This window comes from Pectobacterium nicotianae (assembly GCF_023272715.1).
GTDB classification, from domain to species: Bacteria; Pseudomonadota; Gammaproteobacteria; order Enterobacterales; family Enterobacteriaceae; genus Pectobacterium; species Pectobacterium brasiliense.
On sequence record NZ_CP096821.1, the window covers coordinates 4,015,814 to 4,030,811 of the forward strand.

Here is a 14,998-nt window from a genome sequence, read left to right on the forward strand (position 1 = left end):
AGACATCAACCCGCTCTGAGGTGTATGATATACGCAACTTTAGGAAACGCGGGCTCTCCTTCATACGAACACCGCGCGTAGAAAGATCGCTTGAAGTATGACGGGGATAAAACACAGTTTGATACAACTCCGTTTACATCGTTCCACCCTCTTTTTTCCTGAAATGCGATAATCCTCCGATAAAAATCGTATTTTCGTTTATGCCCAATCATTTTCATCGCCCGAAAAGACCATGTAAAATGAAAGGCTTAGTGAGCAAGAAGGCTATAAGTCATGATCACCACCGACGGTAATAACGCAGTCGCCTCCGTGGCCTGGCGAACCAATGAAGTCATCGCCATCTATCCCATCACCCCTAGTTCCAGCATGGCTGAACACGCGGCCGCCTGGTCGAGCGACGGCGGGCTGAATATATGGGGAGATACGCCCCGCGTTGTTGAAATGCAATCGGAGGGCGGCGCGATCGCTACCGTCCACGGCGCATTGCAGACGGGCACACTCGCCACCACGTTCACCTCATCGCAGGGTCTGCTGCTGATGATCCCCACGCTGTATAAGCTGGCCGGTGAACTAACCCCGTTCGTCCTGCACGTCGCAGCTCGTACGGTTGCGACGCATGCGCTTTCTATCTTCTGCGATCACTCGGATGTCATGGCCGTGCGCCAAACCGGTTGTGCCATGCTGTGCGCCAGCAATGTGCAGGAAGCGCAGGACTTTGCGCTGATTTCACAAATCGCCAGCCTGAACAGCCGTCTGCCGTTTATCCATTTCTTCGACGGTTTCCGCACTTCACACGAAATTAATAAGATTGAGCCGCTGAGCGATGACGTAATCCGCCAGCTTCTGCCACAGAAATCGATTGATGCACACCGTGAGCGAGCGCTCACACCGGAACGCCCGGTGATTCGTGGTACCGCCTCTAACCCGGATACCTTCTTCCAGGCGCGCGAAGCCACCAACCGCTGGTATGACGCAGGCTATGAGCACGTTGAGCAGGCGATGAACGATTTCGCCGCCGCGACAGGACGCCAGTACCAGCCGTTTGAATATTACGGTCACCCGGAAGCGACCAAAATCGTCGTCCTGATGGGATCCGGCGTCGGCACCTGCGAAGAAGTCGTCGATACGCTGTTGATGCGCGGCGAAAAAGCCGGTGTAGTGAAAATCCGCCTGTATCGTCCGTTCTCCGCCAAACATCTGCTGGCCGTCATTCCGCAAACGGCGAAGAGCATCGCGGTGTTGGATCGCACAAAAGAGCCGGGTGCGCTGGCAGAACCGCTGTATCTCGATGTGATGACCGCGCTAGCCGAAGCGTTCTCCGCTGGTGAGCGTTCACTTATGCCACGCGTGATTGGTGGCCGGTACGGGCTATCTTCCAAAGAATTTACCCCACAGTGCATACAGGCGATCTTTAATGAGTTAGCACTTGCTAACCCACGACCGCGCTTTACTGTCGGGATTTATGACGATGTCACCAATCTGTCTTTGCCACTGCCGGAACAGCATTTTCCAAGTAGCGCATCGCTCGAAGCCCTGTTCTACGGTCTGGGCAGTGACGGTACCGTTTCTGCGACCAAGAATGCGATCAAAATTGTCGGTGAAACCACGCCGATGTTTGTGCAGGGCTACTTTGTCTATGACTCGAAAAAGGCCGGTAGCCTGACCGTTTCCCACATGCGTGTGGGCCCGCATCCGATCAACTCAGCCTACCTGATCGATCAGGCCGATTTCGTTGCCTGTCATCAGTGGCAGTTTATCGATAAGTACAGCATGGTCGAACGGCTGAAGCCCGGCGGCGTTTTCCTGATCAACTCGCCGTATAGCAGCGACGATCTGTGGCACCGTTTGCCGCAGGAAGTGCAGGCAGGGCTGAATCAGCGCAACGCTCGCGTGTACTGCATCAACGCCGCCAAGATTGCCCGCGAGTGTCATCTGGGCGCGCGCATTAATACCGTCATGCAGATGGCGTTCTTCCACCTGTCACAGATTCTGCCAGCTGATGTGGCGGTAGAAAAACTGCGTACCGCCATCGCCAAGAGCTACGGCAGTAAAGGTCAGGAGCTGGTTGAGCGTAACTGGCAGGCGCTGAGCGCCACATTAGAAGCGCTGGCAGAAGTGCCGCGGGAAGCCGTCAACCCAGACAGCCCGCAGCGCCCACCGGTGGTTTCCGACGCCGCACCCGATTTCGTCAAAACCGTCACGGCCGCGATGCTGGCTGGCCTGGGTGATACGCTGCCCGTCTCCGCCCTGCCACCCGATGGCACCTGGCCGACTGGCACCACTAAGTGGGAAAAACGCAATATCGCGGAAGAGATTCCGTTATGGCAGCCGCAGCTTTGTACACAGTGTAACCACTGCGTCGCTGCCTGCCCGCACTCGGCTATTCGCGCCAAAGTCGTCCAGCCCGACGCGATGGAAAATGCACCTGCTTCACTGCAATCGCTGGATGTGAAAGCCCGCGACATGCGCGGCCAGAAATACGTGTTGCAGGTTGCCCCGGAAGACTGCACCGGCTGTAACCTGTGCGTGGAAGTTTGTCCGGCCAAAGACCGGCAGAACCCAGAAATTAAAGCCATCAATATGGAATCCCGTCTGGATAATCTGACGGCGGAGAAAGAGAACTTCGATTTCTTCCTGCAATTGCCGGAAATCGACAAATCCACGCTGGAACGTATCGATATCCGCACTTCTCAGCTGATTTCGCCGCTGTTCGAGTACTCTGGAGCCTGTTCCGGTTGTGGCGAAACGCCGTACATCAAGCTGCTGACGCAGCTCTATGGCGATCGTCTGCTGGTCGCGAATGCAACGGGCTGTTCATCGATTTATGGCGGTAACCTGCCTACCACGCCGTGGACTACGGATGCCAACGGCCGCGGTCCGGCCTGGGCTAACTCACTGTTCGAGGATAACGCTGAATTCGGCCTGGGCTTCCGCCTGAGCGTCGATCAGCACCGCCAACGTGCCGTGCGCCTGCTAAACAAGCTGGCACCGCAATTGCCGCCAGATCTGGTTAATGCGTTGCAGGAAGAGTCCATCGTGCCCGACCTGCGCCGTCAGCAGATTGAACAGCTACGTGGATTGCTGACAACCATCAATGATAACGATGCCAAGGTGCTGGCGAGCGAAGCCGACCACTTTGTCGACAAATCTATCTGGCTTATCGGTGGTGACGGCTGGGCGTACGACATCGGCTACGGCGGGCTGGATCACGTCATGAGCCTGAGCGAAAACGTCAACGTGCTGGTGCTGGATACGCAGTGCTACTCCAACACCGGCGGTCAGCAGTCCAAGGCGACACCGCTGGGTGCAGTCACCAAGTTTGGCGAGAAAGGCAAACGCAAAGCGCGTAAAGATCTCGGCATCAACGTCATGATGTACGGTCACGTGTATGTTGCGCAGATCTCACTGGGCGCACAGCTGAACCAGACGGTGAAAGCGATTCAGGAAGCCGAAGCCTGGCCAGGCCCATCGCTGATTATCGCGTACAGCCCGTGTGAAGAGCACGGCTACGATCTGGCATTCAGCCACGATCAGATGCGTCAATTGACGGCAACGGGCTTCTGGCCGCTCTACCGCTTCGACCCACGTCGTGCCGAAGAAGGGAAAGCCGCGCTGGTCACCGATTCTCGTCCGCCATCAAGCAGCCTGAGCGAAACGCTGATGAAAGAGCAACGCTTCCGCCGCCTGAATAGCATGATGCCGGAAGAAACCGCGCAGCTCTATGAAGAAGCGGAACTGGATCTGCGTCGCCGCTTTGACTTCCTGACGATGATGGCCGGCAAGGCAGAGAAAAACCCACAGGAATAATTATTCCTCCCCAAACCGGCTTCGGCCGGTTTTTTATGGCGTGCCATCCATGGCCGCCACCCTTACGGGCCGTTGCTGATGCAACGTTAAAAATTTCTCCCGGAAACTTTTTATGGCGTGCCATCCATGGCCGCCCCCCTTACGAGCCGTTGCGTTTTCCCCTGTCCAGACGGGGTTGAATACAGAAGAATCCAGCGCGGATAGTCCAGTTTGTCAGGCACGGTAAAGAGGGGCTGACAAGACGCAAGTTACCTTATACTTTATGAGATTATTCGCTCGTTACGGTGTCAAACCGCTCTCAACGTCGCAGAGGACGAAACATGAAAGGAAAGTTCGCACCATCGCAGATTGCATTGCACTGGCTGGTTTTTCTGTTGCTCGTTGTGACTTATGCCACCATCGAGCTACGCGGATTTGCTGAACGCGGTTCGCTGCTGCGCACCGTGATGATGGTGACGCACTTTAGCTGCGGCGTAGCCATACTGGTTCTCATGCTGGCTCGCCTGTTCTTGCGCCATCGGCATACTTCGCCCGCCATTACGCCACAGCCGCCTCGCTGGCAAAGTGCGCTGGGTTCGCTTACCCACGCCGTTATTTACCTGCTGTTTATCACGCTGCCGATACTGGGCGTTGCTTCGCGCTATTACAGCGGTCGGGACTGGATGCTTTTTGGTATCGGCATGCCAACAGCCGCGACGCCGAATTTCGACCTGGCTGAAACGCTGATTGGCTGGCATGAAACGCTGGCACCGTTAGGCTACTGGCTCATTGCCGCACATACCGCCGCCGCCCTGTTCCACCACTATGTTATGAAAGACAACACGCTGCTGCGCATGATGCCAGCCAAGCGCGATTAATCGGGTCACGAAGGAGCAAGCATGAAAGTCGCACTGGGACAATTCGCCGTTGACCGCGAGTGGCAGCAAAACGCCACGACCATCACTGAGTTTATGTCGTCAGCACAGCAAAACGGTGCCGACCTGCTGGTGCTGCCCGAAGGCGTGCTGGCTCGCGACATCACCAATCCCAACATGGTGCTCACTGCTGCTCAACCGCTTGATGGCCCGTTTATCTCGCATCTGCTGGAAGCCAGCAAAGACAGCAATCTGACGACCATGCTGTGTGTGCATATCCCGAATGGCGAAGGGAAAGTCTGGAACACGCTGCTGGCACTGCGCAACGGCGAGATCGTTGCTCAATACCGGAAGCTGCATCTGTACGATGCGTTTTCCGTACAGGAATCGGAAAACGTACTGGCAGGCGAAGAGGTTCCGCCGCTGTTGACTATCGCCGGGTTAAATGTCGGACTGATGACCTGCTATGACATCCGCTTCCCTGAGCTTGCACGCCGTCTGGTGCTGGACGGCGCAGACGTACTCGTTCTCCCTTCTGCCTGGATTAAGGGGCCGCTGAAAGAGGCGCATTGGGAATTATTGGTGCGCGCCAGAGCACTGGAGAACACGACCTATCTCGTCGCCGTTGGCGAATGCGGCGTCAAGAATATCGGCAACAGCATGGTGGTCGATCCTTTAGGCGTTGTCGTGGTTCAGGCGCCGGAAACACCGGCTCTCATCTATGCCGACATTGGCCCAGAACGACTGGCGTATGCCCGTCAGATTCTCCCGGTACTGGCTAATCGCCGCTTTCAAAAACCCACGTTAGACGGGGAAAATTGAGTCGAGGTTCACTCTACGCTGCTTTCTTTCTCATTCGTGCGCCAAAAAGTGTGATTAGTTACACATGTTGTTTCCCTCAGAGGCCATTCTGCACATATAATGCGCATCCGGTCGTCATGGCGACCCTAGCAGACCAGCCTCCTGATTCGGGGGGTGCATTTACCACTCAAATAAAGAAACGAAAATGAGTATTCGCGCGATCTTTACTTTAGTTCTTGCAGCCGCCGCATTCAGCCAGGCCGCTTTTGCCGTTGTTTATCCTCTGCCTGCGGCTAACAGCCGACTGGTAGGCGAGAATATCGAAATCACCGTACCGGAAGATAGCACACAGCCGTTGGAACATTTTGCAGCACAGTTCCAAATGGGCCTGAGCAACATGATGGAAGCCAACCCAGATGCGGACGTTTACCTGCCGATTCCCGGCAGCAAAATGGTCATTCCTCATCAGTTGATTCTGCCAGATGCACCGCGTGAAGGCATTGTCATCAACAGCGCAGAAATGCGTCTGTACTACTATCCGAAAGGCTCCAAGACCGTGGTCGTGCTGCCAATCGGCATTGGTGAGTTAGGTAAAGATACGCCGATTAACTGGACAACGTCTGTTCAGCGCAAGAAAGCGGGCCCAACCTGGACACCAACCGCGAAGATGCACGCAGAATATGCGGCACGCGGTGAAACCCTGCAAAAAGTTTTCCCAGCTGGCCCAGATAACCCAATGGGGCTGTATGCGCTGTACATCGGTAACCTGTACGCGATCCACGGCACCAACGCCAACTTCGGTATTGGTCTGCGCGTAAGCCACGGCTGCGTCCGGCTGCGTGCCGATGATATCAAGTATCTGTTCAACAACGTTCCGGTCGGTACTCGCGTTCAGTTCATCAATGAGCCAGTGAAAGCCACCGTTGAGCCAGATGGTTCACGCTATGTTGAAGTTCACAATCCGCTGTCCCGCACGGTAGAAGAATTCCATTCCGATTCTCCTGCACCGATCAGCATGACGCCAAAAGTGAGCAAAGTTCTGGCCGACGCCAGCGTGAACACCAGCGAAGTCGATCAGGCAATCCAGAGACGTTCTGGTATGCCGACCAAAATCAATGGTCTGATCGAGCAAGCCACGCCAGCCATTCCGGTTGAATCTGTTGCGGCACCTGTTGCACCAGAAGCACAGCCGCAAGATAGCCTTAATGCGGAGCAAAATGCCGCACCGGCGGAATCACAGCCGACTGCTGCAGTGACCGACGCTAGCCGTTCATAATCGCCTATGACGCGTTGGAAACTCATTCAGGTTTCCAACGCGTTTCTTTCATTCCCCTACCGTTTACTTTTTCTGTGAAGCTTCCAGCGCCTGCGCCACATCAGCGATGATGTCGTCAATGTGCTCAATACCGACCGAAATTCTGACCAGATCCTCACTCACTCCCGCTTTCGCCAGCTCTTCCGCATTCAACTGCCGATGCGTGGTACTTGCCGGATGACACGCAAGCGATTTGGCATCGCCAATATTCACCAGTCGTAAAATCATCTTCAGCGCATCAATAAAATGCCCCCCTGATGCTTTCCCGCCTTTAATGCCAAAGCTGATAATCCCAGACGCTTTACCCGAGGTAATTTTGTCGCAGTTTGCTTTATAAGGACTATCCGGCAACGCGCCATAGTTGACCCAGGTAACCAGCGGATGCTGATTCAGGTAGCCCGCCAGCGCTTCCGCATTGCTGCAATGGCGTTCGATGCGCAGGCTGAGAGTTTCCAGCCCCTGCAACAGCAAGAACGTGCTATGAGGAGGAAGCGCTGCACCGGTATTGCGCAGCGGCACCACGCGGCAGCGCCCAATATAAGCCGCAGGACCGAAAGCGTCGGTATACACCACACCGTGGTAAGACGGGTCGGGCTCATTCAGTAACGGGAAACGCGCTTTGTTCGCGACCCAGTCAAACTTGCCGGAATCGATAATCGCGCCGCCGATTGTGGTGCCATGACCGCCAATGTATTTAGTCAGTGAATGGACGACAATATCTGCACCGTGCTCAAAAGGCCGGCACAGCACGGGCGTTGCCACTGTGTTATCAACAATCACAGGGACGCCATGGCGATGCGCAATCTCCGCGATTTTGGCAATATCGACGATATTTCCTGCCGGATTCCCGATAGATTCACAAAAAACAGCGCGGGTGCGCTCATCAATCAGCGATTCCAGCGTCGTAAAATCATCAAAAGAGGCCATTCGTACTTCAACCCCCTGACGCGGCAGAGTGTGGGCAAACAGGTTATAGGTGCCGCCATATAGCTGGCTGGTGCTGACGATATTGTCCCCAACCTGCGTGAGCGCCTGGAGTGAATAAGTAATTGCCGCCATACCGGAGGAAAGCACCAACGCGCCGATGCCGCCCTCAATGGCCGCCAGCCGCTGCTCCAGCACCGCATTCGTCGGGTTCATGATACGGCTATAGATATTGCCCGCCACCTTCAGATCAAACAGATCGGCGCCGTGCTGCGTGTCGTCAAATGTGTAAGAGGTCGTCTGGTAAATCGGCACGGCTGCGGACTTCGTTGTCGCTTCAGATTCATAACCATGATGTAGCGCGAGGGATTCAAGTTTCATCTTACGGGCCTTTTTGTTGATCGTTGGAGTGAGGAAAATATCCAGACAAAATAGCAGACAGCGATCGGGAAACGCACTTGATGATGTAGAAGAAATGGAGATAAGTTAGTAAAAACAAGACTAAATTTCAGCGTTACATTATTACGCTGAAGCCTCCTCACAAAACCGAGCTCCACTGCTGAACCGAATCTGAAAAAGCGATAAAATTTGCGCAGAGAAAAAAACGTGCGCACCGTAACCTATCTGCGCGTCACGTATTGCACCGCCTGCAAATCACAGCTACTTTTAACGTTATAAATCCCCCCACCCGAAGCGCAATAAATGACTGATAAAATAAAAAATATCGCTACCTGCGAATTGCCTGCTAGCGTCCAATTCCCCCACTACGATCGTAAGGCGCTGAAGCCACGCATCGTCCATATCGGTTTTGGTGCTTTCCATCGCGCTCATCAGGCACTGCTCACCGATCGCGTGCTGAATATGGTGGGAGGAGACTGGGGAATTTGTGAAGTCGTGCTGTTCAGCGACGACACCATGATCACGGCGCTGCGCCAACAGGATCATCTGTTTACCGTGTTGGAAAAAGCGGCGACGGGCAATCAGCCGATTGTCGTCGGTGCCGTGTGTGAATCATTACATGCAAAAGTAGAAGGCATTGCCGCCATTATTGAGAAACTCGCCGCACCCGAAACCGCCATCGTTTCCCTGACGATTACCGAAAAAGGCTATTGCATGGACGGGACGAGCGGCAAGCTGGATCGGACCAACAAGCTGATTCAGCAGGATCTCATCGATCCTCGTCATCCAGCCTCAGTGCCGGGGTTGCTGGCGGAAGCACTGCGCTTGCGTCACGAACGCGGGATTGCGCCGTTCACCATCCTCTCATGCGATAACGTGCCGGAAAATGGCAAAACGGCCAAAGCCGCCGTGCTGGAATCGGCGGGGCTCAACGATCAGAGCCTGATCGATTGGATCGAGGCTAAGGTTTCTTTCCCGAATACGATGGTGGATCGCATTGTCCCTGCCGCGACGCCAGAAGCGTTGCAGGAAATTGCCGATCACCTTGGCGTCGCCGATCCCTGTGCGATAGCCTGTGAACCCTTTATTCAATGGGTGATCGAAGATCATTTCACTGCCGGACGTCCAGAGTGGGAGAAAGCGGGCGTGCAGCTGGTGCATGACGTACTGCCGTTTGAAGAAATGAAACTGCGCATGCTGAACGGCAGCCACTCGTTTCTAGCCTATCTGGGCTATCTCGCCGGCTATGATCACGTCAGCGACTGTATGAATGACGAGAACTATCGCCGTGCCGTGTCTCATCTCATGCTGCTGGAGCAGGCACCGACGCTCAGCGTGGTGGATATCGACCTGAAAGACTACGCCGTTCAGCTGCTTACTCGTTTTTCCAACCCCGCGCTCAAGCATCGAACCTGGCAAATCGCGATGGATGGTTCACAAAAGCTGCCCCAGCGCATGCTGGAATCGCTTCGCTGGCACGTGCGTAATGGAGGAGACTATCGCTGTCTGGCATTAGGGATCGCTGGCTGGATGCGTTATGTCAGCGGGAAAGATGATGCAGGCAACCCTATCGAGATCCGCGATCCGCTGGCTGATAAACTCAGACAGGTTGTTGAGGAAACGTCAGATAGCGCCGAGCGGGTCAGCGCGTTTCTTAATATTCGTTCTATTTTCGGCGAGGATCTGTCAGCAAACCACGATGTCTTCAACGCTATCGCACAGGCTTATCTGAAGCTGCGCGATCACGGCGCAAAGAACACCGTGGCCGCACTGGTACAAGACTTTAAATAACGATAAATCCAAGCAGCGCAAGGTATAACGCACTCTGGACACCCAGCACCAGAGTGCGACTTTTCCCCTTTGTTTCATCCAGCCACGGCAGCGCTGACCAGCTCATTCCCCCACCGATGACCGCGATCACTAACATCGCCACGGCAACCAACCAAACGAGCTTGTCCAACAGCGAATTGGGAAACAGAATTTGTAGTGCGGAAACGACGAGAAACAGCGTAACGCAACGCAATACCCCGACCAAAATACCTGCACGATCTCTCAGCCCACGCGGTGCGGACGAAGGCAACCACGCCTGAAAAGCAAACAACCCAACCACGGCAATAAAAATCACATAAATAATGGCATAGACCAGCAAATGACTCACGTTACGGCTCCTGATGAGGGAATACGATAAAGTAAACTGGGCGGGATGATGACGACATTTCCTCTCTGCGGTCAATGCGTTATTTCACATCACGCTATCGATTTGTGGGGTAGCGCCCACTATCACTTCGTCACCAATCTGCACGCGCGCCGCTTTTCCGTAATAAATCTACATATTTTGTAAATTAAGAACACAAATGAACGATCAAAAAATTATAAAAAGCAAATTAAAATATCTTATTTCATGATCTGTCTGACAGATCGTCATTAAAAGCGCGCTAAAGCGTGATCGCCAGTTTACTTTCTTTTCAATAGAGCAAATGATAAAGAAATGATAGTTCAATAGAACTGAAATATTGTTTCATCTTTGTAATTAGGCTGATCATGAATAAACCAATCTCTTTTAAACACACGTTCTGCTACGGCAGCGCGAACCTGCTTGGCAGTGGCGCGCTTGCTATCAGCGGCGCATGGCTGATGTACTTTTACACCACATTCTGTGGGTTAACATTGGTTCAGGCTGCCGCTATCTTCTCCGTTGCCAGCATCATCGATGCGATCAGTAACCCCATCATGGGATACATCAGCGATAACTTCTACAACACCCGGGTTGGTCGCCGATTTGGCCGCCGCCGCTTCTTTATTTTGCTGGGTGTCCCGCTGGTACTGGTCTACCCCATGCTATGGGTTGAAGGCTTTGGCTTCTGGTACTATCTGGCGACGTACGTGCTGTTCGAGCTGATTTACACCTCGATCATGGTGCCGTATGAGACGCTGGCTACCGAGATGACCTCTGACTTTAAACTGCGCTCTAAACTGACAGGTTCTAAAGCCATTTTCGGTAAAATCGCCAACTTCCTGGCAGCGTTCATTCCTGGGCAGTTTATTGCCATCTACGGTAAAGATTCAGCAACGCCATTCTTCTACACCGGTCTGGTCTACGGTGCCATTATGTGTGCGGCGATGATCGCACTGTATATGACATCCTGGGAACGCCCGGTCAATGAAATCGTCCGTGAAAGTACGTCCAGCCTGTGGCAAGCAATGAAAAAGCTGAGCGTGGATATGGTTTCCACCTTCCGTCTGCGTATTTTCCGCAAGCATCTGGGAATGTATCTGTTTGGCTTTGGCGCTGAGTGGCTTTTCGCTTCCGCGTTCACCTACTTCATCGTCTTTGGTCTGAAGCAGAATACGGCGCTGGTATCACACCTCAATAGCTTCAGCTCGATTATGCAGCTCATTTCTACCGCAGCCTTCATCGGTATCTGCGTCAAAATGGGCTTTGCTCGGCCATTCCGTTTGGCTCTGATGGTGGTGATTGTCAGCGTGATGGCGTATGCCGCGCTCTATTTCGCTAACTGGTCAGAAGACATGACCATCTTTGTTCTGTTCGCGATTACCGCCGTATTTGGCCTGAGCACGGGGGGGATCTACTACATTCCCTGGACGGTTTATACCTTCCTGGCCGATGTGGATGAAGTTCTGACCGGGCGTCGTCGTGAAGGGATTTACGCCGGAGCCATGACGTTTGCCGGTAAAATGGTTCGCTCTGTGATTGTCTTCGCGATGGGCTGGACGCTGAGCCAATTCGGCTTTGTCTCCGGGCAGTCAGTGCAGCCAGAAACTGCCGTACAGGCGATTGTTGGCGTGTTCTCGCTGGGTGTTATCGGTCTTGCGCTGGTTGCGATTTACTACACCACGCAGATGAAGCTGGATCGTAAGAACCACGCCATTCTGTTGGAAGAGATTGCACGTATCAAAGCGGGCGGCGCGATTGCCGATGTCCCGGCTCATGCTCGTGCTGTCGCAGAAGAGCTGACAGGCTGGGAATATGAGAAGTGCTGGGGTAACAACCCATTAGGCGTTCAGTCAGAAGAGGCTAAACCGCAGGTTGCCACTGCACAGCATTAATTGAAGACGTTCGTTTATACAAACGTTTATTGAAGACAGGTATCAGGTAAAAACAATCAGCCCAATCTCGTATTGGGCTGATTCATTTAGCGCGTCGTGTTAGAGCGTCGTGTTTTGATTAACCGCTCGGGCGGGATTAAATCAACGAAGCTTCTTTCAATTCACTTTTCAGGTAAGCGTAATATATCGGGGCTGCAATTACACCGGACAAGCCAAACGCAGCTTCAAACACCAACATCGCCAGCAGGATTTCCCACGCGTGCGCTTTGATCCTCGTCCCAACGATTTGGGCATTCAGGAAGTACTCGAACTTGTGAATCAGCATCAAATACACCAGCGCGACCAGCGCAATCGGCAATGAAAGCGATAAGCCAGACAGGAAAACGATCGAATTGGAGATCAGGTTACCAATCACGGGCAGCAGGCCGAAAACGAAGGTAAGCACCACCAGAGTTTTGGCAAACGGCAGATGGACACCACACAGCGGCAGAGCGCCAAGAATGAAAATGGCAGACAGCACCGTGTTAACCGCAGAGATTTTCACCTGAGCGAAAACGATGTTGCGGAACGAAGCCGACAGCAGAGAAACCCGACGGAGTAACTCCGCTTTGAGTAACGGTTTTTCCGTATCTTTATCGACGTTATAAAGCGAGACAATCGCGCCAAGCACCATACCAATCAGCATCGTCACAAAGCCATGTAGAAAACTTTTCCCCATGTTCTGCAACATCACAATATGCGCCTGAACCCATTGCAGCAGCTCGTGCTGGAGCTCTTCAATACTGACTGGCAGATACCCTGGTAAGTAGTGGACGATCTGCTGCTGAATATCATTGAGGATATAGCCAATGCGCACATTGAAGGCCGCCGTATCCTTCATTTCCTGCATCAACAGCCCGACCAGGCTGCCAAACAATAGGCTCAACAGGCTGACGACCAACGTGCTGATCACCGCGACCACAATCCAGCGGGCACGCTTACCGCTGATGACCCGTTGAAAATAGGGCGTCAGTAAATTCACAATTTCATACACCAAAAAACCGGCGATAAAGCAGGCCAGCAGGCGTAAAGGCAGCAATATAAGCAGGCCACCCATAATAAAGAAAAAGCTCAACAGGCGAGCTTGTTTCAGATTCAGTAACTGCATGATGACATCCCGTATGAAGAGGCAACGCTGAGGGTACTCTTTGTGGAGTATGTTACGCCTTTTTCAGTACCAACAGATTGATATATATGCGCCAGATTGACGTCTACTCTGCGAGTGATAACAAACGAGGGATATTTTTGGTGTTTTACCAACGAAATACCAGCCGTGTTTTAGCTCGGACGAATATCCACCCACCAGGAAAAACGCCGGGTCACCTTCACGGGCAGCGTCCGCGCAATGGCGTCAAGCAGGCGATCGGTTTCATGTAGCGGAAAAACGCCCGAAATCCGTAGCATCGTCACCGCAGAATCAACATGAAAATAACCGTGGTGATAGCGGGCAATTTCATTAACAAGCTGTCCTAACGGCATGTTATCCGCGACCAGTTGCCCTTTGCGCCAGCTCTGGCGGAAATTCTCAACGGGCGCGGGTTCACTGCTCCTGTCACGGGTAAAGATAACCTGCTGCCCTGCCGTCACGCGCTGCGCAGCGGGTACCGCCGTTTGTAGCAAGACCTCACCGCTAAAAACGGAGAGGACGCTGTGGGCGGACGTATAGCGCAGCGCTAATTGGCAGGAATGTGCAGAAGCAGCGAGATCGCCATGGGGCGTGGTCAACCGAGCAGCATGGGCCGTTCGGTTGTCCAACATCAATTCACCTTTGAGCAATTGAAACGTCAGCGGCTGAGACAACGCAGGGTTGCCCTGCTGATTCAATGCCGAATCCGTATTGAGCCAGACGGTCATCCCCGTTTCGATGTTGAGCTCACGCGTTTCGCCCGTTCCCGTGTGGTAATCCGCCGCATAGCTTTCCCACGGCAGGCTAAAGCCCACGCCTCCGGTAAGGCTGGCAATCGCCAACAGTTTGAGCATGCGCCGACGTTCCCCACCCCGCTTGCTCAGCACCGAAGAGGCTAATTGGCTGTCTACCGCATGGAAGCGGGCGTGAATCTGTTCAACCTGCTGCCAGGCAAGCCGATGGGTGTCATCCTGATGTAACCATCGCTGCCATGCCTGACGCTCGTGTTCGGAGCAGTCTTCGTCATACAGCGTGGCATACCACTCAGAGGCGGCATGAAGAACATCTTTCGGAATAGAAGAAGTAATAGAGGAAATCATAAGTCCTGACACAATAGACAATTCAGCATTGCCTGTGCCATATATTTTTTCACCATCCGCTCGGAAACGGCTAATTGTTCAGCAACCTGCCGATAGGTCAGGCCATCAAGATGCACGAGCAAGAATGCCTGACGCACTTTGCCCGGCAGCGTCGCCAGCATTTGGTCAATGACCATCAGCGCATCAACCACCATAGCCTGCTGTTCCAGCGAGGGTGAAAAAGTAAACTCCTGCTCCGCCAGCACCTGAAGATAGGCATTCTCGATGTCTTTACGTCGCCAGTGATTCACCACCAGCCCGTGGGCAACCGTCGTCAGCCAGGCACGCGGTTCACGAATACGTTCGGCCTGATGTTGGCAGATCAAACGTAGAAACGTATCCTGAGCCAGATCCGCAGCCTGCTGTGAACACCCCAAACGCCGACGCAGCCACGCCTGTAACCAGGCATGATGGTCATGATAAATCTGCTGAACAGTTAAGGTTTCAGGCTGATTGGGGCAGACAGCGGCGGGACTCTTCACGGTATTCGCTCAATGTGACAGCAATGAAATGATTTTCATTATCA

General features: G+C 53.5%; 11 protein-coding genes. 6 read left to right on the forward strand and 5 right to left on the reverse strand.

Features of this window, described 5'->3' with window-relative positions:
* Positions 1–273: 273 nt before the first annotated feature.
* The 4 genes from nifJ (at position 274) to MYB54_RS17905 (ending at position 6,738) form a co-directional block, all read left to right on the forward strand.
* Complete coding sequence (gene nifJ, locus MYB54_RS17890; RefSeq protein ID WP_248721147.1) at positions 274–3,807, forward strand: pyruvate:ferredoxin (flavodoxin) oxidoreductase; 3,534 nt, start codon at positions 274–276, stop codon at positions 3,805–3,807.
* 320 nt (positions 3,808–4,127) lie between these two features.
* On the forward strand, positions 4,128–4,664 hold the full coding sequence (cybB, locus tag MYB54_RS17895; protein ID WP_039487812.1) for a cytochrome b561: 537 nt from the start codon (positions 4,128–4,130) through the stop codon (positions 4,662–4,664).
* Positions 4,665–4,685: 21 nt separating this feature from the next.
* On the forward strand, positions 4,686–5,483 hold the full coding sequence (locus tag MYB54_RS17900; RefSeq protein ID WP_248721148.1) for a deaminated glutathione amidase: 798 nt from the start codon (positions 4,686–4,688) through the stop codon (positions 5,481–5,483).
* Positions 5,484–5,667: 184 nt separating this feature from the next.
* A complete protein-coding gene (locus tag MYB54_RS17905; RefSeq protein ID WP_014914228.1) occupies positions 5,668–6,738 on the forward strand; it encodes a L,D-transpeptidase family protein in 1,071 nt (356 codons plus the stop codon).
* 63 nt (positions 6,739–6,801) lie between these two features.
* Here the strand turns inward: MYB54_RS17905 and MYB54_RS17910 are convergent, their stop codons facing one another.
* Positions 6,802–8,082, reverse strand: coding sequence for an O-acetylhomoserine aminocarboxypropyltransferase/cysteine synthase family protein (locus MYB54_RS17910; protein WP_014914227.1), 1,281 nt, complete (start codon positions 8,080–8,082; stop codon positions 6,802–6,804).
* A 321-nt stretch (positions 8,083–8,403) separates the two neighbouring features.
* On the opposite strand from MYB54_RS17910, the gene MYB54_RS17915 reads away from it, so the two are divergent.
* The gene (locus MYB54_RS17915; protein ID WP_248721149.1) at positions 8,404–9,891 is read left to right on the forward strand and encodes a mannitol dehydrogenase family protein; all 1,488 of its coding nucleotides are present in this window, start codon (positions 8,404–8,406) and stop codon (positions 9,889–9,891) included.
* On the opposite strand, the gene MYB54_RS17920 is transcribed toward MYB54_RS17915, so the two are convergent.
* Positions 9,884–10,258: a hypothetical protein gene (locus tag MYB54_RS17920; RefSeq protein ID WP_040032715.1), complete on the reverse strand. Its 375-nt coding sequence runs from the start codon at positions 10,256–10,258 to the stop codon at positions 9,884–9,886. The genes MYB54_RS17915 and MYB54_RS17920 overlap by 8 nt on opposite strands.
* 383 nt (positions 10,259–10,641) lie before the next feature.
* Here MYB54_RS17920 and MYB54_RS17925 point away from each other — a divergent pair, with 383 nt between their 5' ends.
* Positions 10,642–12,168: an MFS transporter gene (locus MYB54_RS17925; RefSeq protein WP_039274273.1), complete on the forward strand. Its 1,527-nt coding sequence runs from the start codon at positions 10,642–10,644 to the stop codon at positions 12,166–12,168.
* A gap of 136 nt (positions 12,169–12,304) precedes the next feature.
* Here MYB54_RS17925 and MYB54_RS17930 read toward each other — a convergent pair whose 3' ends face one another.
* From MYB54_RS17930 to MYB54_RS17940, 3 genes are all read right to left on the reverse strand, one after another.
* On the reverse strand, positions 12,305–13,315 hold the full coding sequence (locus MYB54_RS17930) for an AI-2E family transporter (protein ID WP_010282321.1): 1,011 nt from the start codon (positions 13,313–13,315) through the stop codon (positions 12,305–12,307).
* A 170-nt stretch (positions 13,316–13,485) separates the two neighbouring features.
* Positions 13,486–14,433, reverse strand: a complete 948-nt coding sequence (locus tag MYB54_RS17935; RefSeq protein ID WP_039282056.1) for a FecR domain-containing protein — start codon at positions 14,431–14,433, stop codon at positions 13,486–13,488.
* A complete protein-coding gene (locus MYB54_RS17940) occupies positions 14,430–14,954 on the reverse strand; it encodes a sigma-70 family RNA polymerase sigma factor (RefSeq protein WP_039515238.1) in 525 nt (174 codons plus the stop codon). The genes MYB54_RS17935 and MYB54_RS17940 overlap by 4 nt, the downstream gene beginning before the upstream one ends.
* Between the last annotated feature and the right edge of the window lie 44 nt (positions 14,955–14,998).

Bases quoted from the DNA above. Each gene is read 5' to 3' on its own strand.
- MYB54_RS17905 (WP_014914228.1), top strand. From the start codon at position 5,668: ATGAGTATTCGCGCGATCTTTACTTTAGTTCTTGCAGCCGCCGCATTC.
- MYB54_RS17910 (WP_014914227.1), bottom strand. From the start codon at position 8,082: ATGAAACTTGAATCCCTCGCGCTACATCATGGTTATGAATCTGAAGCG.
- MYB54_RS17930 (WP_010282321.1), bottom strand. From the start codon at position 13,315: ATGCAGTTACTGAATCTGAAACAAGCTCGCCTGTTGAGCTTTTTCTTT.
- MYB54_RS17900 (WP_248721148.1), top strand. From the start codon at position 4,686: ATGAAAGTCGCACTGGGACAATTCGCCGTTGACCGCGAGTGGCAGCAA.
- MYB54_RS17925 (WP_039274273.1), top strand. From the start codon at position 10,642: ATGAATAAACCAATCTCTTTTAAACACACGTTCTGCTACGGCAGCGCG.
- nifJ (WP_248721147.1), top strand. From the start codon at position 274: ATGATCACCACCGACGGTAATAACGCAGTCGCCTCCGTGGCCTGGCGA.
- MYB54_RS17935 (WP_039282056.1), bottom strand. From the start codon at position 14,433: ATGATTTCCTCTATTACTTCTTCTATTCCGAAAGATGTTCTTCATGCC.
- MYB54_RS17915 (WP_248721149.1), top strand. From the start codon at position 8,404: ATGACTGATAAAATAAAAAATATCGCTACCTGCGAATTGCCTGCTAGC.
- cybB (WP_039487812.1), top strand. From the start codon at position 4,128: ATGAAAGGAAAGTTCGCACCATCGCAGATTGCATTGCACTGGCTGGTT.